Source organism: Streptomyces sp. NPDC006733 (assembly GCF_040636125.1).
Taxonomy (GTDB): domain Bacteria; phylum Actinomycetota; class Actinomycetes; order Streptomycetales; family Streptomycetaceae; genus Actinacidiphila.
In genome coordinates this window covers 1-25,033 of record NZ_JBEYJD010000044.1, presented here as the reverse complement: position 1 = coordinate 25,033, position 25,033 = coordinate 1, and the positions used below count along the sequence as shown (strand labels likewise).

The window sequence follows — 25,033 nt, the reverse complement described above, 5'->3', positions numbered from 1 at the left end:
GGCATGGCGCCCCCGGCGGAAGCACCCGTGTCGAGAGTGTGACGTCACCGGCTCGATGCCAGGTCGCGGATCGGACGGCACCAGATACATCGGCCGGACGACGTGCAGAGAGGGGCGATCGCCAGCAGGACGGACGGCCCTGCCGGGCGCCGGCGTTGCTAGGGCTTCTCCTGCCGCCATCGCCAGCAGCTCGTGATGCGATGGGGGCCGGCCCGGATGCATCACCTGCCGGCGGGTCGTGCACCGATGAGTTTGTGGCGTGGTGCGGGTCTGGATTGCGGAGACCGGCGATCGGAAGGCTGAGCTGTGCGGAAGTTGATCTACGGCATGAATCTGACCCTGGACGGCTACGTCGCGGCGGTCGGTGACGACCTGGGGTGGAGTGGGCCGCCGAGCGAGGAGTTGTTCGGGTGGTGGCTGGAGTACGAGCAGGCCATCGGTCTGTCGCTGTACGGGCGCAAGTTGTGGGAGGCGATGAGTTCCTACTGGCCGACCGGGGATGAGCAGCCGGGCGCCACACCGGCGCAGGTCGCGTTCGCGCGCAACTGGCGGGAGACGCCGAAGGTGGTGTTCTCCTCGACGCTCGACGAGGTCGGGTGGAACTCCCGCCTGGTCACCGGTGATGCGGTTGAGGAGATCGCCCGGCTCAAGGCCCAGGACGGCGGGCCGATGACGATCGGTGGTGCGACGCTGGCCGGGGCGGCGCTGCGCGCCGGGCTGATCGATGAGTACGTGATCGTCACCCATCCGGTCCTGATCGGCGGCGGCACCCCCTTCTTCGCCGCGCTCGACGGGTGGGTGACGGTGGACCTGGTGCAGACGCGGACGTTTCCCGGCGGGGTGGTCCTGACCCGGTACACCGTCAGACGCTGAGCGGCAGGCACCCGCGCGCCGGTCGGACGGCGCAGCCTCCTGGGTGGTGGACGGGCCGGGCGGGCGGAGCAAGCGTTGATCGCGGCGGCGGTCTTTGAGAGGATGCCGTCCATGACGAACCGACGAAAGGCCCATGGCGCGTAGACGGCCAGGGCAGGTGCGCGCCCAGCTGCCGCACAGGATCCGCCCGGAGCACGGCAGGAAGATCGTTCCTGGGGTGTCGGCGCGCACGCACAGGGGGATTGCTGCGTTCGAAGATTCCCGGTGGTGGCCCGGAGCCGTCGCTGATGCGATGGCGCGATGGGTCGGCATCGTTCACGGGCCCGCTCGTGGGTTGACGGATCGACCGGACCGTGGGTGCGGGGTGGAAGCGTGTTGTCCCGTTGATGCGCATCCGCGCGAGGTGCTGGAGCAGGCTCTGCACGGGGTGTCGGCGCGCGCGTCGCGGGAGTTGGGGCGGCGGGTGCGTGCACTGGACGAGGTCTACTGCTCCCGCACGATCATGGACTCCTTTGCCGATCCCTCGCAGCCGTGGTGGATGCGCAGATGCTGAGCCTAGGGCCGGGGGATGGCTCGGAGGCGACCGCTCGCCCTCCGGGCGCAGTACGGATCATGCCTGCGGTGCGGGACCTGGCAGGAGTACGGCGAAGGGGGCGGTGTGGGCTGGTGCGTCAGGGCCAGGGGGAATCCCAGCACTGCCACTACATCCGCCGGCTCCAGCCCCGTGCCACGCCCGCCCAAGCGCGTAGACCACCGACGCGGCCACCGATACCGCACACCACCAGCAGCCACCCGCCACCCGCGCACACCGCGACGACTGGTGACCCAAAGGTGTCCTGAACTTGGACTCGGTGACGGCGTCGACAGGTTGCGGGACGGCCGATGCGTAATCGGGTTGCGGTCTGCGCAGATAGTAGGTATGGCCGGTTCGCTGCTCCTGTCGTCCATGGGGATGGTCGGAACCCTGATCGGTAGTGGTCTGACGGGGTTCCTTGCTCTGCGGTCGGAGCGTGCTAACCAACAGGCCCTGGACCGGCAGCAGGAGCGCCGGTCTCGCGAACGGGAGAGACTGCAGGAACTGGATCTGCGGCTGGAGCACCACCGGTGGCGTCGGGAGCACCGCAAGGCGATCTACGAGCAGTTCGCCCTGACCTCGCAGACGGCCCGGATCGCGGCTCTGGACTACCACCGGTGCTGCCTGCCCGGCGCTGCGGAGGCCGCGCAGCGAGAAGAGATCCGGCAGCGCGGCAGGCTGGCCTACCGGGAGGCCTTGCAGACCTCCTACGCGGTGGAGTTGCAAGGTCCCGACGAGGTGGCCGTGCGGGTGGATGAGTGCATCGCCAGCCTCCGGGACCTGCTGACCTGCGCCGAGCAGCACGAGGCGAGGGCGACAGCGGGCCCGCTGAGCAGTGTTGATGTCGTAGAGATGGATGAGCAGATCACGGCTCACTTCGACGACGCGCAGCGCGTGCTGCGGCTGTTCATCCGCGCCGGACGCGAGGCGTTGGACCGGCCCACGCCGCCCGGGTGAAGCCGCGGCGTGGGCCGACGCCACGCGCCTGCACCACCCCGTAGCGAAAGCGCGCCCCGCTGAGGCCGTGGGGGAGGGGAGGTGCGGGGGTGCCCCCGGGCGGCAGATCGCCGACGTGTGCAGGGCGGCCGAGAGCCGTCCGATCGACGCACGCCTTACCTGCCGGCGGAGCCGCCGACCGCCGTACCGCGACCCTGTGCGCTGCTCCAGCTCGGCCGCGTTGTCGTTCTGGCGCGCCCTGCGGGGAGGTCATCGGGCGCAGGGTCCGGCGGCACCTCGCCCGGTTCCCCTCCCGGTCGTGGCGGCCGGCACGACGGCGACCGGGCGCTCGGCTGCGTCGGGCCAGCGGCCGGCGTCGTGGGGCTGGTGTCGGTGGCCGTGTCGGGGCAACACGGGGGTGCCCGGGTCGGGTAGGTGGTTACCGGGTGGCACCCTCGTGTTGGTGGCGGTCAGGCGGGGAGGAAGAAGCCGGTGATGTCGGTCAGGCGCCCGTCGGTGTGGTGGCGGGCGGTGCTGATGCCGGTGGAGGCCGTCGCGCCCTGCTCATCGAGCTGGCTCCAGTGTGCGAGGGAGCGGTCGTGGTGCTCCCGCACCTCGTCGATGCGGAACCGGTGGCCGGGGAAGGCTCCGGCGAAGCCGGCCATGTAGGCGGCGAGTTCGGTCAGGGTGGCGACCTCGGTGCCGGGGTCGCGGTAGGCGACCTCGTCCACCGCGACCGCGCCGAGGGCGACGACGCGGTGGGCGGGCTCGGCCGACCAGCAGGCGGCGTAGTCGTTCCAGAGCTGCTGGGTGTCACTCATGGTCGTTCTGCTTTCGTGAGGTCCTCAGGGAGCCGATCGACGCCATCGCGCCGTCGGTGACGCTGTGCAGGGTGGTGCGGGGCAGGCCGGCCCGGACGAGGACCAGCAGCCCCTGGTAGAGCGCGAGCAGGTGGGCGGCGGTGGCCTGGATGTCGAGGTCCTGCGGCGTGTCGCCGCGGCGCCGGGCACGGTCCAGTGCGTCGGCGAGACCGCCTTCGATCGCAGCCAGGCCGTGGTGCACGCCGGCTGCGGTCTGGGGGAGGGTGAAGGACTCGATGGCGGTGTTGGTCAGCAGGCAGCCCGGGTCGGGCTCGGCGCCGGTCTCGATCGCCGAGGTGAAGAACGAGCGGATGCCGGCCAGCGGGTCGGCCGGTTCCAGCAGGTGCAGTCGGACCCGGCCCTGCACGACCCGCTCGTTGTAGGTGTCCAAGGCGGCGTGGAACAGCCCGTCCTTGCTCTGGAAGGTGCGGTACAAGCTGCCCGGGTGCAGTCCGGTGGCCTCCTCGATGTCGCGCAGCGAGGCGCCGAGATACCCGCGGCGGCGGAAGAGCTGCACGGCCGAGGCCAGCACCGCGTCCCGATCCCACAGCTGTTTGCGCCCCATGACGGCCTCCATAGTTGAACGATCGCTCACAAAATAGCACGGCCGGATGCCGGTGCCGTGGCACATGGGGCGCGGCCTTGGGCGGCGGTCGGCTCCTGCCCCGGGGTGTGGCCGCTTCTGAGGCCGCGGTCGCCCGGGTGCTGCATCCGCGATGGTCCCGCGGCCCGTGCCTGGTCGTCGGGCGAGAACTCGGCTTGCCCCCAGGTAACGGACGCGGCCGTTCGCGCCGCCGGTCCTCACCGAGCATGGTCGCTGTTGCCTGGGCCTCGACGGCATCAGCCGCCTGGTGAGCGTCTTCAGCCAGGGCGTGGGGGCGAACCAGCCCTCGGCGACCGGATCACCGGCGGTGGACGGGGTGCCGGCTGGAGTGCGGCGACCGCGTCCGGTGCCGGGCCGGCGGAGGTCTCCGCCGACACCTTCCGTGCCACCACCCCCGGCTCGGTGCGGCTGACCTCCGTCCGCAAGGCCCGCCCGACGCCGTCGGCCCCCGCCAGGGTCGCCTGCCACGCGCCGCAGGCGTGGAGGGCCGCCGTCGACGTGCGTCGGTGATCGCGCACGCCGCCGCGCTGACCCCCACCACGGGCGGCCCCGTCCGAACCCGCGTTCGCCCGCGTGTTCGTGGACGCCGTAACCTCGTGCCATGCCGCTCACGAGCCAGCCGACCAGCGAGCGTCGTTCGCGCGCCATGGTCATCGACCAGGCGTGGCGCGGTCTCGGCCCGGGGCTGGATTCCTTGAGCGGCCCCGGTGGTGCGCCGTTGACGCGGTCGGTCAAGCTCATCGTGCTGCCGCTGGTGGTCAGGCCGTCGCTGCGACCGGAATTCGCGGCCGACTTTCTCGACGCGCCGCACGCGGCGCGTCTCGAGGCGTTGATCCAGGAGGCGGGTGCCTGTCTGGCTGCGACAGCGCAGTGGTTCGCGCTGCTCAAGAAGACCCGCCGGGCGCTGGGCATCGTGGCGGGCAACCCCCAGGACCTGTACTTCCAGCTCTGCTTCGAGCTGGCAACGGAGCACGGCGAACCCTCAGCCGGTGCGGAAGACGTGGCCAGAGCCGCGGTGCAGGGCGTGGGACACGCTGCCGGCGGGCGCACGGTGCAGGCGCTGAAGGAGCATCTGACCGACGCGGCGCGGCGCCGTCAGCTCGACGCAGAGCTGGCCACCGCCTGGCAGCGCCGTCGGACAGCCCCGAGCGGTGGTGCCGGCGCGGCGGCCCGCGCGGCGGACGCGGTGCTCGACGCCTGGGGGACGCCGGGTTCGACGGGCGGATCACGCTCGTTCGCGGGCATGGTCGAGGAGGGTTACGGCAGCCTGCTCGGCCGCTCCTTGTGGGCGCGGGCGAGCGGGGTGTGGGGACGCGACGACCTGCCGGCCCATCTGCACCTGACCGAGCGGGGGGTGCCACCGCGACCGGAGGTGGGCCGGGGCGCCTCGACCGCCACCCTGCCGCCGCCGTTGGACCGCACCCTCTTCGAGCGGCTGTTCACCGTGTTGCAGTCGTCGGTGCGGCGTGAGGGGTTGCCGGCGGTGCCCGAGCTTGTGCGCCGGGAGGTCGGCCGCAGTTGCGCTCCGCTGGGCCTGGGCGACGAGAGCCTGCGGGTGGCCGTGGTCCTCGGCGGCCGGCTCGCGGTCGGTCTGGACCCGTTGGGCAGCGGGCCGTCCGCGCCGGGGCCGACGGCGGCCCACCGCGCGGTCAACAGCGCCTGGCGACGGGAGGCTTCGGTCCTGCGCGCCCGCCGGATGACCGTGTCTGCGCTCCCCGACCCGGACGGCGGCGTGCTGGACGCGCTCGCCCGGGACTTGCGCACCCCCTGGATCGCCTACATGCGGCGGCTGTGGGTGAGGCTGCACGGCCGGGATGTCCGCGACGCGTCCCTGGACGACCTGGCCGCCGTGTGGACGCTGCTCGACGGTGTCGCCCGCTCGGTGATGATGGACCACCGCGCCAGGGTCCGCGCGGCGCTGCGCACCCTGGCTGCGGGCCCCGCACCCGCCTCCGCCGGCGAGTCGAGGAGCGCGTGATGCCCGAGACCGGTGGGGACGTGCGGGTCGCGCGCGCGGAGGACGGCACCGTACGGATCGGCGCGGACCCGGCGGGACCGGCCTTCCGCCGGGCCGTCCTCGACGTTGCGGGCGCGGTCCTGACGTGGCCCGTTTCCGGCGCTCCGGGCCTACCGGCGGCGCAGGTCCACGACGTGGGGCAGGCGCAGCAGTGGCTGTGGGCGCTGTACGGTGCACGCGTCGCGGAAGCCGTGCACCACGGCGCGGCCGACGTGACGGTCACGGCCCAGATGAGCACGTTGGCGGGCGCAGCCGCTCGGCTCGCCTTCGGGCACTGGGCGGCCCGCTGGTGGCCGGCGTCGTACCTGGACGGCATATCGGCACTCGAACAGGATCTGCTCGGCCTGGAGTTGGCGGCGCTCACCCACCAGTGCCAGCAACTGTTCGACGCCGACAGCGACAGCGAGTCCGCCGGCCCGGCAGAGGAGGGTGCGGCCGACCTGATCGCGGAGCATCAGGCGGCGCTCGACGCGCTGGTCCGGTGGTGGCGGGCGGCAGCACAGCCGACCGGGACGGTGCGCCATCTGGACCGGATCCTGCGGCTGATCCACGATGCGGGCGACCTCGCCGGACTGGACGGCCCCGCACTGCGTCACCTGCGGGCGTCCTTGGAGCAGCGCCCTGCGATCGGTGCGGCGGCCGATGTCGGCGCCCTCTTCGCGCGGGAGCGGGGGTACGCCCTCGCGGCCGGGGAACCGCTCGCCGGGGGCGGGCGGGTGATCGCCCGGGGGCCGGGGACCAATGCCTGGCACCGTTACCCACCCGGCCTCGTCGACGCGGCGGAGAACGCCGTGTCCTGGACCGGCCGGGCGTTCGGCGCGCGGCGGCAGATCGAGGTCGACGTCATAGCGGACGCTGCCGCCCCCGCCGCCGGGGTGCTGCTGGTGGCCGAGGTCCGCGTGGACGGCGGCCGGGTGGCGGCCCGGGTGCCTCTCGCCCGGCGCGACGACCGGTGGACCGGGCGCGTGGACCTGGACCTCGACGGGGACCTCGGTGCTGCTGCGGATCCGGAGCGTCCCGCGGGGTGGGACCTGACGGCGGCCGGAAAGCCGCCGCGCATCGAGGTCGACGTCCTGCTCCCCGGCTTCGACCCGGGCCCCGGCGACCCGGGGGACGCCGCCCACCGCGCCACGGTCCGCGCCCTGGTCCGCCAACGGCTGGCGACGGCGGCCCGGCCATCGCCGTACGACACGGTCGGGACGACCGCCCCGCACGCCCCGCACGCCACCCCTGCGGCCCCGTTCCTCGCCGAGATCATCGCCACGACCGCGGAGGACTTCTAGCCGATGCCCACGGACGAGACGGCCATGGCGCTCTACGGCGAACCGTTCGACAGCGGCTTCGCGCGAGCCGAGCGCCATCAGCTGACCCCGGATCCGACCGCCGCACAGGCCGTGTACGAGGAACTGCTCGCCGTCGCCGCGTCGCTGGAGGACTCTGCCGACGTGCGGTTCCTGCGGGCGCACCTGCTGTCCGACGTCGCAGCGGTGCGGCTCATGGCGACGGACCTGCCCGGAGCGGCTCGCTCCGTCGAGCACGCGCTCGCTCTGGCGCGGGGTGTGGCGTCCGCGCCGATGGGGCCGCGCGGCCGCCAGCTGTGGCTGGAAGTGATGCTGAAGACAGTGCAGGCCAGAACCGAAGTGCTGCGCAGGACCGGCCGGCTGGACGAGGCGCAGGCGTCGGCCGACGAGGCCGCGCAGCTGCTGGCGGAGTTCGATGACCCCGAGGGGCTGCGCACCGCCGAGATCCGCCTGTCCCAGGTGCACCTGCTCCTGGACCGCGCGGAGTGGGGCGCGGCCGAGGACCTGGCATCGGCGCTGCTGGCCACCGCACCCGCCGTCGAGCCCCAGGTGCTGGACTGCTTGGGGGTCATCTGCGCCTCGACCGGGCGCTTCGAGCCGGCGGAGGACTATTTCACCCGCGCGGAGCGCGGCTTCCTGCGACGGGGACACACCGCCGGACGGCAGCAGCTGCTCGCGCACCGGGCGTACGCCGCGCTGCGCGCCGGTGACCTGGTGCACGCCGAGCGGCTGTACGCCGAGGCATCCGCGATCTTCGAACGGCAGGGCCAGTTCGAGGATCTGGCGGCCTGCGAACAGGCCCGGGCCGCCCTCGCCGGCCAGCGCGGCGACGCCGCCGGAGCGAAGGGCCTGACGGAGTCGAGCCTGGCCCACTTCCAACGGCTGGGGGCCGCGATCGCCGCCGCGGACACCATGCTGCTGGGCGCCCGGCACGCGTACGAACACGGCGACACCCCGGAGATGGCGCGGCTCGCACAGAGCGCGCGCGACGTGTACCAGGAACGCGGCCTGCACGAGCGGTGCGCCCAGGTGGACCTCCTGCTCGCGACCGCGCTGGAGGACACCGCGCACCGGGCGGACCCCGGCGCCCCGGCGCGGGAGGCACTCACCACCGCGATCTCCCTCGCGCTGCCCGCCGCGCTGGCGCTGGAGGCGGCACGCTACGACTTCGCCACCGCCCACGCGCGCAGCCAGTGGCTGCAGGTGGCGGCTGACGCCATGGAACTGGCCTTCCGACTCGTCCAGCGCAGCGGCGATCAGGGGCTGCTGTTCGAACTGGTCGAGCACCGCTGCGCGGGCGCCTCGCTGGTGCTGGGGCGCCCGGAGCGTTCCGTGTCGGCCGTCCCCGATGCAACGACGCTCTTCCCACAGGCCGCCATGAAGACCTACGCACCCGCCATCGGTCCGCTGACGCTGGGCGGGGCAGCGGCCGAGGCCGCCGCCTCCGTCGGCCTGCGCGTCGCGCCGCCGCCGAAGGTGGTGATGTCCCCCGAGACGGGCCGCATCGCCCTGGAGCAGTACATCCAGGCAGCCGAATTCCGCTACCACCGGCGGATCGTGAGTGAGGAAGAGGTGCTGTTCTGGTCACCGACGAGCTGACGACCCGCCCGGTGGTCCAGATCCGGCTGGCCGACGCCGGCGACCTGTACCTGACGTGGACGTGGACGCGCGGGGCCCAAGGGTTCGGCACCGGGCACGCGCCCGTCGAGGAGGTCGACCAGGCCGTCCGCGCGCTGACCGCCGCCCTGCCCGGCGCGGGCGAGGGCGCGGAAGGGATGCGGCGCGCCCTCACCTCCGGGGCGCTGGCCGGATACGACGCCGAGCGCCGGCTCGCCCGCGTCCTGGGCGAGGCGTTGTGGCCGCCCGGCCTCACCGAGCAGATCCGCCACGTGGCCAAGCGCGCGGGCCGCCCGCTGGTACGGATCCAGCCGTCGCCCCGGGTCGCCCAGGTGCCGTGGGAGCTGCTCGCGGTGGGGGAGGGCGGCGCGGGGGAGAGCGCTGGTGATGTGCGGCTCATCGACCTCGCAGATGTCGTGACCACGGCGCCGGCGTCGCTGCGGCGCACCGGCACCGCCCCGCGTCCGGCGCCGGACGCCGAAGCCGTCGTGCTCGTCCTGGACCCCAAGGTGCCCGGATTCCGGGCCGACTCCCCGCTCGGCTCGGTGCTGGGCCGGCCCGCATCGGACCCGGCGTTGCTCTCGCTCGTACGGGACCGGCTCGCCACGGGCACCGCCGTGCCGTCCGTGGCCACCCCCGCCGAGGCCTTCCGCCGCACCGACCTGGACCGCGACTGGCTCAGCGGCGTGCTGCGCACGGGCGCACGCCGACTGCTGTACGTCGGGCATGTCAGCGGCGCCCCCGTGGCCAGCGGCCAGAGCGAGGACGGCACGCTGCATCTGTGCTGCGGCCCGGGAACCGAGGGGCTGACGCAGACGATCCGCACCCACCGGCCGTTGTCGGCCAAGGACCTCCTGCTGGGCACCCTCCCGCTCCGGGCCGACGGCGCCTGCGGGGCCCAGGTGTGGCCGGCTCCCGCGCGCGTGGCTCTGATCGCCTGCGAGAGCGGGGGCGATCTGCGGTTCGCGGAATCGTTCGGTCTGGCGTCCGCGATGATCCACAACGGTGCCGACCTGGTCACCGCCACCCGGTGGGTGCTGCCCACCAGCCTCGCCTTCCACCACCTGGCCGGTGTGCCGCAGTCGGTCCGCCCGCTCACCGAGGCCGTCATCGCGGTGGACGCCGCCCACGAGCACCCCGACCCCGTGCGACACCTCGGCAGCTGGCAGCGGCAGCAGGCCGACCGGTGGCGCGCCGGCGGCCGGATCGAGCACTCGCCCCTGCTGTGGGCGGCCCTGACCTGCATCGTCAGGTGAAGGGCCAGACCTGGCGCAGGGCGATCATGCCCGTCGCGACCGCCGCCAGGCCGCCGAGCACCAGGTACACGACGAACCGGACGCCCGCCGCTCGTTCACGGCGGTCGTGCTCGAGGTCCGGGGTGTGCACGGAGAGGTCGGCCGGGGCGTAGTGGATCGTGAGCTCGCGGCCGCGGGACCGGCCGGGGTCCGGGATGCCCTCACGGCACAGAGCGGTGACAGCGACTCCTTCCCGCGTGGTGAAGGCGATGACAGGCGCGTGATTGGCGACGTCGCCGCCCTCCCCGCCGGGGTAGACGTCCTTGGTGACGGCCACGACACGGCCCGGGACAGCGACGCAGTCGGCGAGCAGCGCCGCGCGGGTGCGGGCGAGGTGAACGTCCCGGCTGATCGCGGCATTGACGAACAGCAGGCCGCCGAAGCAGATCAGGCCCTGCGGCCAACCCCAAAGGAAGAACGCCTGGACGGTCAGCCCCACCAGCAGCACAAGAACCAGGCAATTCGGCCCGTTCAGCCCCCGCCGCTCCCCCCACAGGTCCACCATCAGGCGGAACCGGTCCGGCCGCCCCCGCGGATACCGCACCGCGAACTCCCGGCCCAACCACGCCGCGTGCACCACCTCACCGCGCTTTCCCGCATGCCGCAGCCGGAACTCCCGCCCCGTGCCGGGGTCCTGGAACGCGACCGTCACCGGGATCCCGGGCTCCTTGGAGTCCCCATGGGCCGGCTGATGCACCTCCACCACCCGGGCCGTCACCCACACTGCCCGCTGCGCCCGCGTCATCCCGGCCAGCGAGCACCCGTACCCGAGCACCGCCAGCCCCGCGGGCACGGTCCACCACAGGCCGAGCAGCGCCTGGCCGTCCATCAGGGTCTCCCGCCTTCGTCGGTGTGCTGTTCCCGCCGCCGCGCGGACAGGCTGTCGCGGGCCGTCGCCGGATTACGGCCGGCCGGCACCCGGCGTCGGTCAGGACAGCCCGGCGTAGAGGTAGCCGCCGGGCTGCGCGGGATCGGCCAGCAGCAGCACCTGGTCGCCGACCCGGGGGATCTGCAGCTTCGACACCAGCGTCTGCACGGTGATCTCGCCGCCCGCCGGACCGGACGGATGGACCACCAGGTTCACCACCGGGTCGAAGTTGACCAGCTGGCCCGTGTCGCTGATCGCCACGACGACAGCCGGAACGGTCGGCACCCCAGCGGCGAGCAACTGCTGCACGTAGGCGACGGACTTGTGCGCCCCGAGGGACTGCTGGACTTGTGCGAAGTTCTCACTGCCCATGAACGCGCGCGTGGTCCGACCGTAGAAGCCCTTGCCACTGGCCATCTGATCGGCGATCTCCGCGGCCTTCTCCTCGCGGCTGCGACGACGCCTGCCGAAGACTCCCATGACGTACTCTCCTTTGCACCGTGGACTGCGGACCCCCGAAGGCGCATCGCGACCCGCGCGAAGCTGCCGTGTACGTCCTGACGGTGTGGACGGTAGGCCCGCCCTCGCGCCTACCGATCCCAGGTTCGTGCCCCCGGGGCCGGCAGGCACGGGGCGAGGGCTATGCGGTGGCGCGGACGCAGTAGGTGCGTCATGTCACCCGCGGCGGCGGTGGACAGGCGGAGGCCCTCGTCGGCATCGCCCTCACGCCCGGTCCAGTAGGTGAGATTGATCCGGCCGACGAGAGCGGCCGGACCGTCCGGCCCCAGCGTCCGGGTGAGATCGGGCACCACGTCGTTCACCAGGTGCAGGCCGCGGCTCGTCACAGATCCGCCTGCTTCTGCGCCTGCCAGGCGGCGGGGGCCTGGGCGGGAAGGATCCGGTGCACTTGCTGAGGTTGTACATACAGCACGTTGGGATTGCTGTTGTGCGGGCCGAAACCGACCGCGCCGCGCACCAGAAGGTAGGAGCCGGGCGCGATATGCCGGTCCCAGAACCAGGCATCCTGAGTGGCTCCCGAGTCGCACCAGCGGATGACCGCTTTGCATCCGCGCCGCGCGCGTTGGTAGACGTTGAGCGCCTGCACCAGATAGACACCGCTGGCCCGGGCCACGTCACGCTCCCGGATCAGCGCCTCCCAACTGGCGGCCAACCGCTGCCGCTCCGCATCCCGGCGCCGCCGCGCGGAACGGCCGTAGCTCACGACCGCCGCGATCACGCCCAGCACGACCACCCCGCCGCTCACCGCGTCAACCACCGTCATGCCCCCATCCTCCCGTACATCGACGGCGTGGGAAGAAGCCTCCCGTTGTGTATCGGCCGTCCTGACGCGACGACAGGTCATGGCGCGCCGCGACGGAGGTTGTACCCCCGGCCCGGCCCCGCAGTCATGCCCGGCGTCACCGCGGGGGCATCGGTGTGACGACGTGGCATGCGGCTGGCGCTGTCCGGGCGGGTCGGCGTGTCGGGGAGGAGGTGCTGCGCCCCGACCGTAGTTCGATCACCGCTCCCCGCTCGTCACCGACATCCCATGGTGTCGGCCGCGCCACTCCCCATCCCCGGATCATCAATCCCGGAGCGATCCCGCCACCTGGAAGTTTCCGGCGTGAGGAGTTCGTCGCCCGGTCGAGCCGCAGGTCACCGGTGTCGCGCTCGGCCCGGATCTGCGGCAGAGCGCGCTCGGCCCGGGGAATCCACTACCGCCCCACGGGGTCCGGTGCATTCCGGTTCGCCTTCCGTTCCCCGGATGGCGCCGAACCGCAGATGACAGCGTGGGATGCCAGGAGCGGTCTGTCGATGTCTGTTCCGCTCAGCGGACCGGGCGCGCACCGCATGCCGATGCGGGGACCGTGAAACGCCGGCGCAGCACCGGGCACCCGGAGCTTCGGGCGATCAGCACGGAGTCAGGGTGCGTGGCCGCACCGTGCGCACTGGCCGCGACGACACCTGTGGGGAGGTGCGTGCTCTGGCCGCCGGTGAGAGGTGGCACCAACAGCGGCTCGCACCCAGCCCCTATCGCTCGATGACCTGCACCGCATGAGGCGGCATCGCACGCGAGAGAGGCAACCGGCGCGCCGATCGTCCGGCACCGACCGTTGCCCTCCGGCAGCCGCTGCGCGGCCGCACAGGCCCGGGGCGGGGCGTCCCTCGCCGCGCGGACGCTCCGGCCCAGCGCGGCCCGGCTTCTGACGGTGCCGGGCCGCGCCGTGGGCGGAGTGAACGCTACTTCTTGCCGAAGGCGATCAAGGTGCCCTCTGCGCTGGGCACGAACAGACGGCCTTGGGAGGTGGCGATGCCAGGGACGACGAACCCGCGCCAGTCTTCCTCGGCGATGATGTTCGACATGGGCGGAGGGGTGGGGAAGCGCCGATAGGACCATGCGACTTTCCCGGTCCGCTGGTCGAGCACGACGAGGCGTCCGTCGCAGTCGTCCACATAGACGTAGCCGCCTGCGACCAGGCGCACGGTGGCCGCGTTCACCGCGCTGCGATAGGTCCATGCGGCCTGATAGGTGGTGGTGCTCAGGGCCCGCACCGCACCGTGATAGGCGACATAGACGCGGCCGGGGCCGAAGGCCGGCGTCGCGTCCGCGGGCAGTTTCCGTAGGGCCGCACCGGTCTTCAGGTGGTAGGCGGTGACCGTCTCATCCCGGCTGTCGCTACTGCGCAGCCAGGCCGCCCCCGCGCCCAGCACGACCGGATTCCCGTACGCGCCCGAGACATTGGGCACCTCGAAGCGCTGCAGTTCCTTGCCGGTCTTGAGGTCGAAGTGGTGCCACGCGATGTTGTCGAATCCGATCCACACGCCGGAGGTGTCGACGACGGTCGGTGCCCAGGAGTACTCCGACAGGGGGGCTGTCCACACCGCAGCGCCGGTGTCCGCGCGCAGCGCCAGCGCCGTGCCGCGACCGTCCTGCAGGTAGAGCAGGCCGTCGTACCAGACCGGCGGGTACTGCATGGACGCCGAGCCCACGGTGTGCGACCACTTCTGCCGTCCGGTGACCGGATCCCAGGCGGCGATTGTGCCGCGAGCGGTCTGCGTGTACAGCAGCCCGCCACCGTACGACACGCTGGCTTGGGGCTCGTTCTGCTCCAGGGAGACGGCGGGCCACAGATCCTTTCCGGTGGCCGCCTGCACGCCGATGAGCATCATGCGCGGGCCGCCCTCGGTGCCGTCGTCCGCGTTGACGACGGCGTACACCTTGTCGCCGATCGCGACCGGAGCCGAGACGACAGTCCCGAAGTCGCGGGACCACAGCTGCTGGTATGGCGGGGCCGCGGTGGCCCCGGTGACATGGCTGTCCGCCTGGTGGTCGGAGCGATAGCCGAGCGTCGCATCTGTCAGCTCGGCCGCCGTGGCAGTGCTGCCCGGTACGGGCGCGGCCGCGTGCGGCGTACCGGTGAAGGTCAGCAGCACCGCGGAGGCGGCGCAGACGACACCAAGTCTGGTGCGGAAAAGGCGTGTTGTGGCTGGCAACGAGATACCCCCTGATCGGCCGCCACCCGGCTGCGGATGGCCAGGCCTCCTCTACCCCGGGGGAGATATCCCATGCACGCGAACCTGGCGGTGCGGGGACTGCCGTGTTGTCCCGGCCGACGGCCCGGTTGCGTGGCACAGGGAGGGGGCCGCTGGATTCTGGTGCTTTTGTGCTGGTGCACGCGCAGGGCCGACCATAGCCACCAGTCAACGCCAACTTTCCAGTGCTGGGCCGTCGCGGCAGGCAGTGTCTAGGGTGAGGGTTCGAACGGACGTTGCCCGGGTCCGTTCGCCCAAGCCGTAGTGCGGTTGGTACGCGTGCCGTCGTTCACGGTCCCGGGCAACGCGCTCGGCCCATACCCGCCGTTGTGCCGCATATGTGGGTGCGAACGATTCTTGGGCCGTGTGTTCCTGGTACGGGCGAGTGATCCGCCGCCCCGAGGGTCCGGGCAGGCGTCGGTGCTGCCAGCGCAGCGCAGTGCGGCACGGGGGTAAGGCAACCGCATTCCGCTGGTCCGTCGTACCAGCACGAGCATCGGCTGTCTGCCGGCACGACACGCATGCCGCGGCTGATGGCGCTGCTCGGTTGCACGCCCTGTCAGCGGTAGTTTCCCCTCTTGGCCGACCGGACACCGTGCGGGGGTCGAGCAGGGTCGGCACCTAAAGCTGTCGGTTCCGTCTGATGCGCAGGGGCCGGTCGGGCCGGAGACGGTGCGGGCGGCCTCGGGCTGGACCAGGGTGCCGCGAGCCTGCTCGCTGCTGGCGGCATGAGGAGCCCCGCGTGTTTGGTGGCGGCTTGACTGCCCGGTGAGCACGGAGTCGTGCATCGCGCGGCCGCTGAGAGCCGCCCCCGTGGGTGGGGGTGTGGTCGACCTGGAGGGCCGCGCTGCTGCCCAGCTGATAGTTGACGGGGAAAGCTTTACGACGTCTTCTCGCCACGTTGGCCGCTGCCGGGGCAGTACCTGCGGGCGCTGCGATCCGCCTGGTGCTTGTCCAGGGCGCCGTTTCATCGGTGGGCCGCTGATGTCCGCAGGCACTGCCCCGCGCCGCCGCCGGCGGTCGGCGCTTTTCGGCTCCAGTCCGGCGGTCGGGTTCAGCTGCAGCCCGCCGTTCATCGCTGGTCCGGTCGGTCGGCGCGCCATCGCAGCACCTCCACCAGAAGCTCGGCGTGCCACAGGGCGACGGTGCTGGGCACCGGGTTCTTGGCCTACCTGTTCTTCTTCCCTCCATTGCCCAGCACGGTGTAGCCGCCGCTGAGCACGCAGGTGCTCGCGGGCGGAGAGCATCCGGAAGGCGCATGCTTCAAGCGCGATCTGCTCGGCGTACTGTCGGCACCGGCGGTTGCCGCTCGCGGCTCTCCAAACGAGGCGCGGCGCGGACGCAGATGGGGCGGACCCGCCGCAGCGGGTCACCAGGGCCTCCTGCTGGTTCGTTGACCTGAGATGATCGAACAGCGCGAAAGTCTGATGCAGGCGCAGGTTCGAGCGGCGCTGGCGTTCCTCTGCCTGGGAACCGCCCCTAACCCCCTGATACCACCTGGTAACCGAAGGACCCGAGCCCGCCGTCTCCGGAGCAGTAGGCGTAGGACACCGCGCCGGTGTTCATGCCCACCGTCGGTCCGTACCGCCACGCACCGTTTTGGCATCGAGCCCACGTGTAGAACGAGCCCTCCCCCCGACAGGAGAAGCCGACCGTCTGGGTGTCGCTCCACACGCTGCAGGTGGCCGAGGAGGCCGATGCCGGAGCGGCGAACACCGCACCGCCCAGACCCAGCGCGAACACGCTGCCAACGATCGCCGCACCACGGCGGCTCTTCCTGAGAAGGGACATAGGAGTACTCCGTTTCTGTGAGATCAGGACCGTTTCCCGGCCAAGGGCATCCTCTGAGCACTCTGCGATCTGCTGTGGGCCGAGACTTCGACACCCTCGCAGCCTGGGGCGGATGTGTCCATTCAACGGTCGGTCCTGGCTTGTTGACGTTCCATTGGTGGTCGGGGTGAGCCGGTCCTCGCATCGTATGGAGCGATTGGTACGGCCGGGTGCGGCGGTGCCGATGGCTGCGGAGCGCTGGACCAACGGATGGGGTCGCGGCCGGGGGCGCCGGTGAGCCAGGAACCGTCGCCCAGGGGTACCAGCTCATACGGGGTGCTCGCCTCAACGGTGAGCTCGCCGCCGAGGGTGCCCGTGTATACGTCGACCAGGTGGTAGCGGAACCACTCCTCCCCGTCGTGGCTCTCGCCGCCCAGAGTGACGACGATGGCCGTGTCCTCGGTCAGGTAGCCGCCGCCCCATTCCACGAAGGACCCTTGCGGGTCGTACCCGAAGGCTTCGACGGGGAGGGCGAAGAGCACATCCCCGGTGGGGTGTTCGTGGAAGGCGACGTCCGCCTGCCCGTGGTCCACGGTCATGAACTGGCGCCCGGACGGAGCCAGGTCGATCAGGCAGCGGTCCTGCCACGGGTACGTCTTGAACTCCGGCTCGCTGTCCGCCCCGCCCGTACCCCGAAGAATGACGGAGCCGTCTTGGCCCTCGCCGATGTCGAGGTAGACGCTGCCGTCCACGGGATGCAGGTGGTGGAAGGCGCCGTGCCCGACCGTCTCCAGCTCCCGGCGGGCAACAACCACACCGCGGTCGGCGTCGTACACGACCCACTGGTCCCCGCCCCCGCGTCCCGCCATCGCGTCCGGCCGGTACACCCACACCGTCCGGCCGTCCAAAGACAGCGCACAGCCAGGCCGGTGGCCATGGCGCACGTCAGAGTGAGGTACGAAGTCCGAGGCCCACATGAGGGCGCCGGCGCGCGTGAGGCAGACGACTCCGTTCAGCGTCGTATAGACGACCTGCTCCAAATCCTGTCGGACCACCGACGCCACGACCTCATCGCCGGACCGCGGCTGGAAAGTCGCTGCGGGCTGCAGCGTCCCGAAGGCGCCGGCGCCCGCGACGTAGGCGTGGATCCGTCCGTCGCGGTGACGCGTGATGACCTTCGGCGGCAGCTCAGGATTCATCCGCTGAGGCTAACGTCCAGTTCAGGAACCTGGGAAGCCGGGGCGGTGTAGACCTGAGTTGGGTAGCTACTCCTGATGCAACGATGCCGCGGCCGCTGTGCTGTACCCAGCGGCGTGGGAGAATGCGGTCAATTATGGCCAGGGTCCGGGCAGGTCGGTCAGCAGGGCCGGGCGGACGGAGCGAGTCGTGCGGTAGGTCTCCACCGTGGGGTTGTCGCCGCACACCACCTCCACAACTTGTCCGTCGGCTGCGGTGGCTGGCGCCACGGGGTGCTGGCGCCGATCCGGCCCGGCCCACACTGCCGCGACGGGCTCGGCCTGCAGCACCCCGGCACACGCGGCCGCCACCCGCCGCAGATAGCCGGCCTCGGTCGTGTCGTCCTGCCCGGCGGTGACGGCAACGAATGCCTGCGCCAGTGCCGTTTTTGGCTCGCGCACCATCACGCTTCCTCCGCAGTGGGGTCGGCCTCGCCCGGCCCACCTCTGCTCGTGCGCCTGTTTCGCCGAGAGTCCCGGCGTGCCAGGCGGCAGAAGCGTCGCTCGCGGAATTCGTGCAGGAGGGTCCGGGCGGTGAGAGCGCGGCAGCATCGTGGATCGTGCTCCGGAGATCGTGGTGGCGTGGAGGGAATTGGCGTCGCGGGGCCGGTGGGGTGCATCGGCGCGGGGTGGAGCGGACCTCTTCCCTGGGTCACCTTTTTGACGACACATCGGTTGTCATCGTTTGGACGACGCGCTATAACGGAAGCACCGTGCCAGGCAGGGGCAGTTCCTGCCGGAGTCAGTGGGAGGTGTTTCGCGATGTTGATGCGCACGGACCCGTTCCGCGAGATGGACCGGATCGTCCAGCAGTTGACGGGAACGTCCGGGACCTGGTCGAAGCCGTCCGTCATGCCGATGGACGCCTACCGCGACGACGACGAGTACGTCATCGCCTTCGACCTGCCCGGTGTCAGCACCGAGGCGCTGGATATCGACGTCGAGCGCAACATGCTGACCGTCAAGGCCGAACGCCGACCGGTCGAGAAGAACGATGTGCAGGTCGAACTGGCCGAACGGCCGCTGGGAGTGTTCTCCCGGCAGGTGATGCTCGCCGACTCCCTGGACACCGAACACATCCAGGCCGACTACGAGGCCGGCGTGCTGACCTTGCGCATCCCGATCGCCGAGCGGGCCAAGCCCCGCAAGGTGAGCATCGGCAGCGCCGAGGACCGCCGGCAGATCGACAGCTGAGCCGCCCGCCCGGTGGCCCGATCGACTGCGGAGGACGGGGTGCCCCTCTCCCGCGTTCCCGTCCTCCGCTGGGGCCACCCCCACCGGACGCAGAAGATCGCGACAGGCCTGCGGCTCGATACCGTCCTGGACCGCCTCTACGAGCGCGGCAGATACGCCAGGCGCCAGGGAGCCGATCACGTCCCCGCGGGCTACTGGCACGGGAGGGTGCACACCTGGGCCGATAGCGCGCCCGGGCACAGGATCCGGCCTTCCGTATCACCATCTGTGCGATCTGCGCCCTGGGGCCTCGTCGTGATGCTCGATGCCGCCAGAGCAGCCATCCAGGAGGGCTGCAGCGCCGCAAAGGGACCGCCCGATCGCGATGCGGGAATTGATGGGCGGGCTTGCGGCGGGTGACCCACCCAGCCGCCGCCCCCGGCGCATTCTCCCCACCTCTCGCAGGCGCCCGGACGGTGAGGGAGTGAGTGGGGCCTCGGTCAGCGCCATCGAGTATCGGACCGCCCCAGCGGGCCCGGCAGGGACTGCGAGCCTGCCGGCGGCCCTTCGCCACTGGCGACATCGTGCCGGTGGGGACGGTTGTGGAGCACCGGACGGGGGGAGCCCCCAGCGGTTGATGCCCGGAATACCCGGCAGGCCGGGGTAGGCGCGGGGTAACGATGGGCCGGATGAGGCCGCCTCCGTGGCGGAGGAGGGATCGTCGTGACTGAGCGGGAGTTGGCACTGGCGCAGGCGTTCGCGGCCCTGTCCGCCAACCTGGAGGACAGGACCGAGGCCGACTACCTGCGGCGAGTGGCGACCACGTACACCAAGGTGCTGCAGGTGGAGTTGGCCGTGGCGGTGTGGGCCGGGCCGGATCAGCGCCTGCACCCGGTGACGCCCATGCCGCAGCCGTCGGCAGAGTTGCTGGAGGCGGTGTGCGGCGACAGCCCCGCGGTGGACGCGTACCGCTCGGCTCGTCCCGTCCGTCCGGCCCTGCTGACCGATCTGGCCGGGCCCTGGCCAGCGTTCATCGTGCTCGCCCACGCGGCCGGGTACCGTGCGGCGGCTGCGGTGCCGCTGCGCCACCGCGACGGTGTGCTGGGCAGTGTCCTGCTGGGGGCGAGCACCGAATCCTTTCCGGACCCGGCGCTGTCCCTGGCGCGAGCGCTGGCCGATGCTGCGGCGCTGGGCCTGGCGGCCCGCCGTACCCTGCGTGAGCACATCGACACTAATACCCACCTGCGAGGGGATCTGCAGCGCCGAGTCATGCTCCAGCAGGCCGCAGGCGTTCTGGCCAGCGTGGACCAGATTGCCGTGGCTGATGCGGTGCGCGTGCTGCATACCTGGGCGCGCCGTCATCACCGGCCCCTGGAGTGGGTGGCCGCCTATGTCGTGGCCCACCGCGCCCTGCCCCCTGCCCGCTGACCACGGCGTCAGCCCCCACCCGACCGGAAGGCATGTCGTGAAGCATTGGTGTCGCTTGGCTGCTCGACCTGACCGATTTGGCAGTCACCCGAAACAGCGCCCTCGTGCCGCCGGCGGTGGGCCCCTGGCTGCGGAGCCCCCGGCCCCGTAGCAGGGGCGCGGCGCTGTGGATTACGGCGGTTTCGTAGGGTTGTCGGCTTGCCGCGCGGAGTGCGGCGAGCCGAGATGCACCCGGCGGGAACCGGACCCCGCCTATCTTTGCGGGCAAAAAGGACCGTCACCGGTCTCGGGCAATCGCGGGCGTTGCCTGGAGTGCTGCATGGGCCGGGCACGGTTCCGTTCCCATGCCATGGCGCCGTTGATGCTGCCGCTCATCCAGCCCGGTCGCCCCGGACAGGGCTTCGGCGATAGGCCCGTCAGGCTGCTGCACTCAGGTGCCTGATGGAACCGGGACCCAGTAGCTTTCCTGCGGTGCATCCGGTGTCGCGGCAGCTGCCACTGACGGCGCACTGACGGCCAAAATTTCGGTGAAATAGTTCGTTTATCGCCATTCGATCTTCCGGGGTGTACGCCGTGACCTGGTTCCGGTCTACGCCCGACGACGCCAGTGACACCACCAGGACGTGCTACTCGCTGCTCGCCCTGGCCGCCACGGGCCGGCCCCCGCAGGAGGACTGCGTCGTGCGGGGGGCCGGCCTGGCCCATCGGCTGTCCCGGCAGGGACCCGACGGAACGTTCAGCGCGCTGCCGGATCAGGTCCCACCCCACCCCTGCTGTTCGACGCGCCGGTCCTCACCGACATCTGAATCCTCCTGGCCCTGACCTGCAGTGACAGCGGCGAGAGACGGCGGTCGGGCAACGCCGGTGGGCCGCATCGCTCGGCCGCCACCCGCACACCAGGACTCCTACCCCTTGATCAGCCCCCTCGTTCGAGCCGCTGACTGACTCAGCCGCATGCGAGGGGAGCTGCCCGTGGCGCCGCTGGCGTTTCCCGACGGCCCGCAGGGCTGGCCGGTCACCCGCTACGACGATGTCCGCGCCGTCCCTCGCTGACTCCAGACCGCGACGAACAGCCGCCGAATGCTGCTGGTTCGCGCAATCGGGCCGTGAACCGCGAGCCGCTACCCTGCCTGCTTGGCGCAGGTCCGGTCCCTCACCGGCAATTTGCCGGTGGCCAGGTACCGGTTGACCTGGTCGTCCACGCACGCGTTGGCGTACCTCCCGAAGAGGGCGTGCCGGTTGGCGCCCTCGAGGGTGAGCAGCCTGGAGCTCGGCAGCTGCTTGTGCAGCTCGACGCTTCCCTTGTACGTCGTTCGCGGGTCCCCGGTGGCGGCGACGATCAGTGCGGGGACGTCGCGCCGCACCTGGGTGGGCTTTTCGCGCGGCGAGTCCCAGAAGGCGCACGGGTTGATGTTGTTGGTCAGAGCGCCGAACAACGGGTGCGCGATGCGGTTTCGCTCGATGTCCCGCCAGTAGAGCTCGGGATCACGCGCGGCGGCCACGTCCCCGCAGAGGACGGCGGACTGCGCGCCGGTGGGCTCGCCCTCACCGCGCAACACGTACCGGAGCTCCGGCACTAGCAGCGGCGGCACGGTCGCCGGTCGGCCCTGCGCGGCTGTGGCCAGTGCGGAGACCAACTCTCCGAACGACGCCCGCGCCGCTGCGGTGTCGTCCGCGATGCCCGAGAAGAGGAGGAGCGGCACCTGGCTGTCGTCGATCCGGAAGGCCCCGGCGCCGGCGCCGAGGGTCAGCGGACCGCGCGCGGCCGCCGCAACGATGCGGTCGACGGTGGCGAGCACCTCGGCACGGCTGCGGCCGAGGCCGTAGGTGGCGTGGTGCTCCGCGGCCCAGGCGGCCCAGTCGGACAGCGCCTTCTCGTTCTCGCGCTCGGTGCCTTTCAGCAGCCGGGGGCGGTAGTCGCTGGGGTTGATCGCCCCGTCCAGCACCATCCGGTCGTGGTGGCCGGGGAACATCTGCGTGTAGACCGTGCCCAGGTAGGTGCCGTACGAGTAGCCCAGGAAGGATATCTTCCGCTCGCCGAGCGTGCCGCGGATGACGTCCATGTCGCGGGCTGTGTTGCGGGTGGTGATGTGCGGGAGCACCTCGGCGTACTTGGCCCGGCACGTGTCGGCGAGGCTCTTTTGCAGGGCGACCTGGCGGTCGAAGCCCGCCCGCCCGGTGCCGGCGGACAGCCAGGTCATGCCGACGGGCAAGCCGCAGTCCAGCGCGGTGCTGCGCCCGATGAAGCGCGGGTCGAAGCCGACGATGTCGTAGCGCGCTCCGACCTCCTTCATCGACGCACGGGCCTGCGGCGGGGATTGGAGCGCGGGACCGCCCGGACCGCCGTTGTTGAGGAGGATCGCGCCGATGCGATGCCGGGTGTCGGTGGCCTTGAGCCGGGACATCGCCACGGTGATCGTGCGCCCCCGGGGATCGGCGTAGTCCAAAGGAACGGTCACGGCAGCGCACTGCACGCCCGCCCGGTCCAGATCACGGCCCATGATGTCGTCGGCGCCCTTGATGCAACTGCCCCAACCGAGGTGCTGGTGGTAATACCTGTTCAGCCCGGCTTCGGAGCTGTCCTGGGCGGGGGCCTCGGCGGCCGTGGCCAGGACTGGGGAAGCCGTGAGGCAGGCAGCGAGGGCGAGGCTCACGGCCCAGGCGCGGCGTGTGGCGGGGCTGACAGTGGCCACGGGGTCTGCTTGAGTATCGTCTGCTTCGTGTGATCGCATGCCCCGAGGCTAGGAACCCGCCCTGGTACGGCACATCACTCGAGGGCACGAGGACCCCGGTCCTGGCCACGCCCGGTCCGGGACCTGCGTCCCGGACCGTTCTCCTCCTCCGGGACCACTTCAGGTCCTGCCACGTCCAGCACGATCCGGATGCCCAGGATGGGCCGGAGGCGTTCAGTGGTTTCGTGCGCCGACTGCGCGGGGGGCTCGAACCGGAAGCTGGCCATCAGGCGCGCGATCGCTGAGGGAGACCTGGTGCCGTCCGCTCCCACCTCGACCTGGGCCGGCCAACCCGGACAACACCGGTCGGGCGCGGGCGGACCACTTCCGCCCGGAGGGCAGCCAGGTCGTTGAGCACTGGGAGGTCATCCGGGACGTTCCCAAGCAGTTCGCCAACCCCAGCGGCATGTTCTGATGGTCGGCGCCGGAAAGCCGCACCCTTGCGGAGATGATGCGCGTGCAGTCCGTGGGCTCTGCAACCGGCGTGATGGACCTGTGGCGCTCGGCGGTGGCCGAAGACCTGGAATGGGCCGAGTCGGCGTGCTTTCCGCCGGCCGGCACCTATCGCACCCCGGGCGGCACGATCGAGGGGATGTTCACCAGGCTCGCCCAGGGCTGGGACAACTGGGCCACCCACGACGACACCTGCGTTGCGGACGGCCAACGCGTCCTGGTGCTGGCCCGCTACACCGCGCGCAACAAGGCCTCCGGCAGGGACTGGAGGCACGCGGGGCGCGCGATTTCGCCGGCGTCGGCGGGCCGCGTGCGCATGGAGCAGATCGTCGACTGTGTCACCAGCCGTGCCGCGATGACATGAGCAACCGAGCCCGTTCCCTGGGGCAGCCTGTCGGTGGCTTCGGTGGGGTGAGGCCCAGACTCGTGCGGTCCCGGACGATGCGGCGGGTCATCAACGTGGTCGCGGCTCAGGTGAGGAGACCCCGCTTTGTCGCCACAGCCCGACGCTGCACCCGGCCCCATGTCGCGACCTGACCGGCCACTGGGCCGGGCGACGTCGCCGTGCGGATGCCAGTGTTGGTGCACACCGCCACTGGGAGTCAGTCGGTCGACTCTCAGTGGCGGTGTCAGGGTGCAACCGTCACATTAGGAGACCGCGCCATGTGGCCTGGCGGGGTGACGGGGCGGGCACCTGGCAGGGCAAGGTCACGGTGTTCCGTTGGCTCCGCTCGCGCAGGGGCTGCCCGCGCCGAACGTTCCGCCAGCTCCACCGGTCCCACCGTGGAAGAGCGTGCCGCCCGTGGCGTTGCCGCCGGCGCCGCCGATACCGCAGGTGCCATCAACGCTGGCACCCGACTTCACACCGCCGTTGCCGCCCGTGCCGCCGTTACCACCTGAGTTGGCCATCCCTCCCGAACTCACCCCACCGGCCCCACCGATGCCCGCGGCACCACCAGGGTAGGCCCCGCCGGAGCTGCCGTTGCCGCCCGTTCCGGCATTACCGCCCTTCCCTCCGTTGCCGAAGGTGTTGCTGCCACCAGCGCCCCCGTTGCCGCCCGTGCCGCCGCCGTGGCCGATGCCTCCGTTGCCGGCGTTGCCGCCCGCGCCGCCCGTCGATCCACCGACGCCGCCCAGGCCGCCTTGGCCGCCGGCTCCGGCGCTGGCGCCGGAGTTCCCGCCGGTACCTCCGACGCCGCCCGCACTGGCGTTGGTGCCCGCACCACCCGCACCGCCGGCGCCACCTGCGCCGTTGAGGCCGCCGGTGGCACCGGTGCCACCGTTACCGCCCGCCGCGCCGCTGGAGCCTCCCGTGCCACCGGTGGCACCTGCGCCGCCGGATCCGCTGCCGACGCCGATTCCGCCGTTGCCGCCAGCACCGCCGACCCCGGTGGCGAAGCCGTTGCCGCCGGGGCCGCCGGCACCGCCCGCACAGTTGCCCGTTCCGGTCGCAGCACCGCCCGCAGTGCCGGGGAAGCCTGCGGGGTGGGCGGCGGTGCCGTTGGCGCCCGCAATGCCCGCAGTGCCTGCGGTGCAGGCCAGGGCAGAAGCCCCGGCAGGGGTGCCGAAGAAGAGTGCCGCGCCGGCGAAGAGGGTCGGGAGGGCGAGGAGAGCGGTGGTCTGTTTCCTGTTCACGGTGTTCCTCTAGTTCGGGTGAAGCAAGGGTCAATCCGAGGCGCGAAATCAGGCTGGCACGACACCTGAAAAGGATAAATTTTCCTCGAACGTTTTTCCGCGCCGCATGCCGTGCGACCGTCCGAGAA

Annotated in this window: 20 protein-coding genes; 9 read left to right on the top strand and 11 right to left on the bottom strand. The window is 71.8% G+C overall.

From position 1 onward, the window contains the following. Positions 1-306 precede the first annotated feature (306 nt). Together ABZ721_RS31715 and ABZ721_RS31710 are read left to right on the top strand one after the other, a co-directional pair. Positions 307-873: a dihydrofolate reductase family protein gene (locus ABZ721_RS31715; RefSeq protein ID WP_358792213.1), complete on the top strand. Its 567-nt coding sequence runs from the start codon at positions 307-309 to the stop codon at positions 871-873. A 919-nt stretch (positions 874-1,792) separates the two neighbouring features. Next, on the top strand, positions 1,793-2,404 hold the full coding sequence (locus ABZ721_RS31710; protein WP_358792212.1) for a hypothetical protein: 612 nt from the start codon (positions 1,793-1,795) through the stop codon (positions 2,402-2,404). 449 nt (positions 2,405-2,853) lie between these two features. Here the strand turns inward: ABZ721_RS31710 and ABZ721_RS31705 are convergent, their stop codons facing one another. Together ABZ721_RS31705 and ABZ721_RS31700 are read right to left on the bottom strand one after the other, a co-directional pair. After that, positions 2,854-3,204: a nuclear transport factor 2 family protein gene (locus tag ABZ721_RS31705; RefSeq protein ID WP_358792211.1), complete on the bottom strand. Its 351-nt coding sequence runs from the start codon at positions 3,202-3,204 to the stop codon at positions 2,854-2,856. Further along, complete coding sequence (locus tag ABZ721_RS31700; protein ID WP_358792210.1) at positions 3,197-3,808, bottom strand: TetR/AcrR family transcriptional regulator; 612 nt, start codon at positions 3,806-3,808, stop codon at positions 3,197-3,199. Before ABZ721_RS31700 ends, ABZ721_RS31705 begins: the two co-directional genes overlap by 8 nt. A 640-nt stretch (positions 3,809-4,448) precedes the next feature. On the opposite strand from ABZ721_RS31700, the gene ABZ721_RS31695 reads away from it, so the two are divergent. Genes ABZ721_RS31695 through ABZ721_RS31680 form a run of 4 tightly spaced genes read left to right on the top strand, consistent with a single transcriptional unit; the run spans position 4,449 to position 10,038 of the window. Further along, entirely contained in the window at positions 4,449-5,825 is a 1,377-nt protein-coding gene (locus ABZ721_RS31695; RefSeq protein ID WP_358792209.1) for a hypothetical protein, read from the top strand. Next, positions 5,825-7,147 carry a hypothetical protein gene (locus tag ABZ721_RS31690; protein WP_358792208.1) on the top strand — a complete coding sequence of 441 codons (1,323 nt, stop codon included), beginning with the start codon at positions 5,825-5,827 and terminating at the stop codon, positions 7,145-7,147. The genes ABZ721_RS31695 and ABZ721_RS31690 overlap by 1 nt, the downstream gene beginning before the upstream one ends. A 3-nt stretch (positions 7,148-7,150) precedes the next feature. After that, on the top strand, positions 7,151-8,764 hold the full coding sequence (locus tag ABZ721_RS31685; RefSeq protein WP_358792207.1) for a hypothetical protein: 1,614 nt from the start codon (positions 7,151-7,153) through the stop codon (positions 8,762-8,764). 11 nt (positions 8,765-8,775) lie between these two features. Next, positions 8,776-10,038 carry a CHAT domain-containing protein gene (locus ABZ721_RS31680; protein ID WP_358792206.1) on the top strand — a complete coding sequence of 421 codons (1,263 nt, stop codon included), beginning with the start codon at positions 8,776-8,778 and terminating at the stop codon, positions 10,036-10,038. Here ABZ721_RS31680 and ABZ721_RS31675 read toward each other — a convergent pair. The 7 genes from ABZ721_RS31675 to ABZ721_RS31645 all read right to left on the bottom strand — a co-directional run bounded on the left by ABZ721_RS31675 (position 10,031) and on the right by ABZ721_RS31645 (position 17,892). Continuing rightward, on the bottom strand, positions 10,031-10,906 hold the full coding sequence (locus ABZ721_RS31675) for a DUF3592 domain-containing protein (protein ID WP_358792205.1): 876 nt from the start codon (positions 10,904-10,906) through the stop codon (positions 10,031-10,033). The genes ABZ721_RS31680 and ABZ721_RS31675 overlap by 8 nt on opposite strands. Before the next feature lie 99 nt (positions 10,907-11,005). Next, positions 11,006-11,425: a hypothetical protein gene (locus ABZ721_RS31670; RefSeq protein ID WP_358792204.1), complete on the bottom strand. Its 420-nt coding sequence runs from the start codon at positions 11,423-11,425 to the stop codon at positions 11,006-11,008. A gap of 110 nt (positions 11,426-11,535) precedes the next feature. Further along, positions 11,536-11,790: a hypothetical protein gene (locus tag ABZ721_RS31665; protein WP_358792203.1), complete on the bottom strand. Its 255-nt coding sequence runs from the start codon at positions 11,788-11,790 to the stop codon at positions 11,536-11,538. Continuing rightward, positions 11,787-12,227, bottom strand: a complete 441-nt coding sequence (locus ABZ721_RS31660) for a hypothetical protein (RefSeq protein WP_358792202.1) — start codon at positions 12,225-12,227, stop codon at positions 11,787-11,789. Before ABZ721_RS31660 ends, ABZ721_RS31665 begins: the two co-directional genes overlap by 4 nt. 959 nt (positions 12,228-13,186) lie before the next feature. After that, positions 13,187-14,380 (bottom strand): PQQ-binding-like beta-propeller repeat protein, encoded by a 1,194-nt coding sequence (locus ABZ721_RS31655; RefSeq protein ID WP_358792201.1) that lies wholly within the window; start codon positions 14,378-14,380, stop codon positions 13,187-13,189. A gap of 2,012 nt (positions 14,381-16,392) precedes the next feature. Next, complete coding sequence (locus tag ABZ721_RS31650; RefSeq protein WP_358792200.1) at positions 16,393-17,448, bottom strand: hypothetical protein; 1,056 nt, start codon at positions 17,446-17,448, stop codon at positions 16,393-16,395. A gap of 132 nt (positions 17,449-17,580) precedes the next feature. Further along, positions 17,581-17,892 carry a hypothetical protein gene (locus ABZ721_RS31645; protein WP_358792199.1) on the bottom strand — a complete coding sequence of 104 codons (312 nt, stop codon included), beginning with the start codon at positions 17,890-17,892 and terminating at the stop codon, positions 17,581-17,583. 354 nt (positions 17,893-18,246) lie between these two features. On the opposite strand from ABZ721_RS31645, the gene ABZ721_RS31640 reads away from it, so the two are divergent. Then, positions 18,247-18,678: an Hsp20/alpha crystallin family protein gene (locus tag ABZ721_RS31640; RefSeq protein WP_358792198.1), complete on the top strand. Its 432-nt coding sequence runs from the start codon at positions 18,247-18,249 to the stop codon at positions 18,676-18,678. A 702-nt stretch (positions 18,679-19,380) separates the two neighbouring features. Further along, entirely contained in the window at positions 19,381-20,085 is a 705-nt protein-coding gene (locus tag ABZ721_RS31635; RefSeq protein ID WP_358792197.1) for a GAF domain-containing protein, read from the top strand. Between the two features lie 1,121 nt (positions 20,086-21,206). Here ABZ721_RS31635 and ABZ721_RS31630 read toward each other — a convergent pair. Then, entirely contained in the window at positions 21,207-22,778 is a 1,572-nt protein-coding gene (locus ABZ721_RS31630) for an alpha/beta hydrolase (protein ID WP_358792196.1), read from the bottom strand. 487 nt (positions 22,779-23,265) lie between these two features. Here ABZ721_RS31630 and ABZ721_RS31625 point away from each other — a divergent pair, with 487 nt between their 5' ends. Then, positions 23,266-23,634 carry a DUF4440 domain-containing protein gene (locus ABZ721_RS31625; RefSeq protein ID WP_358792195.1) on the top strand — a complete coding sequence of 123 codons (369 nt, stop codon included), beginning with the start codon at positions 23,266-23,268 and terminating at the stop codon, positions 23,632-23,634. Positions 23,635-23,978: 344 nt separating this feature from the next. Here ABZ721_RS31625 and ABZ721_RS31620 read toward each other — a convergent pair whose 3' ends face one another. Continuing rightward, positions 23,979-24,905, bottom strand: coding sequence for a hypothetical protein (locus ABZ721_RS31620; protein WP_358792194.1), 927 nt, complete (start codon positions 24,903-24,905; stop codon positions 23,979-23,981). Between the last annotated feature and the right edge of the window lie 128 nt (positions 24,906-25,033).

What these genes read in the sequence shown, in the direction of transcription:
- ABZ721_RS31710 (WP_358792212.1), top strand. Translation starts at nt 1,793, where the DNA reads ATGGCCGGTTCGCTGCTCCTGTCGTCCATGGGGATGGTCGGAACCCTG.
- ABZ721_RS31705 (WP_358792211.1), bottom strand. Translation starts at nt 3,204, where the DNA reads ATGAGTGACACCCAGCAGCTCTGGAACGACTACGCCGCCTGCTGGTCG.
- ABZ721_RS31700 (WP_358792210.1), bottom strand. Translation starts at nt 3,808, where the DNA reads ATGGGGCGCAAACAGCTGTGGGATCGGGACGCGGTGCTGGCCTCGGCC.
- ABZ721_RS31695 (WP_358792209.1), top strand. Translation starts at nt 4,449, where the DNA reads ATGCCGCTCACGAGCCAGCCGACCAGCGAGCGTCGTTCGCGCGCCATG.
- ABZ721_RS31690 (WP_358792208.1), top strand. Translation starts at nt 5,825, where the DNA reads ATGCCCGAGACCGGTGGGGACGTGCGGGTCGCGCGCGCGGAGGACGGC.
- ABZ721_RS31685 (WP_358792207.1), top strand. Translation starts at nt 7,151, where the DNA reads ATGCCCACGGACGAGACGGCCATGGCGCTCTACGGCGAACCGTTCGAC.
- ABZ721_RS31675 (WP_358792205.1), bottom strand. Translation starts at nt 10,906, where the DNA reads ATGGACGGCCAGGCGCTGCTCGGCCTGTGGTGGACCGTGCCCGCGGGG.
- ABZ721_RS31670 (WP_358792204.1), bottom strand. Translation starts at nt 11,425, where the DNA reads ATGGGAGTCTTCGGCAGGCGTCGTCGCAGCCGCGAGGAGAAGGCCGCG.
- ABZ721_RS31660 (WP_358792202.1), bottom strand. Translation starts at nt 12,227, where the DNA reads ATGACGGTGGTTGACGCGGTGAGCGGCGGGGTGGTCGTGCTGGGCGTG.
- ABZ721_RS31650 (WP_358792200.1), bottom strand. Translation starts at nt 17,448, where the DNA reads ATGAATCCTGAGCTGCCGCCGAAGGTCATCACGCGTCACCGCGACGGA.
- ABZ721_RS31640 (WP_358792198.1), top strand. Translation starts at nt 18,247, where the DNA reads ATGTTGATGCGCACGGACCCGTTCCGCGAGATGGACCGGATCGTCCAG.
- ABZ721_RS31625 (WP_358792195.1), top strand. Translation starts at nt 23,266, where the DNA reads ATGATGCGCGTGCAGTCCGTGGGCTCTGCAACCGGCGTGATGGACCTG.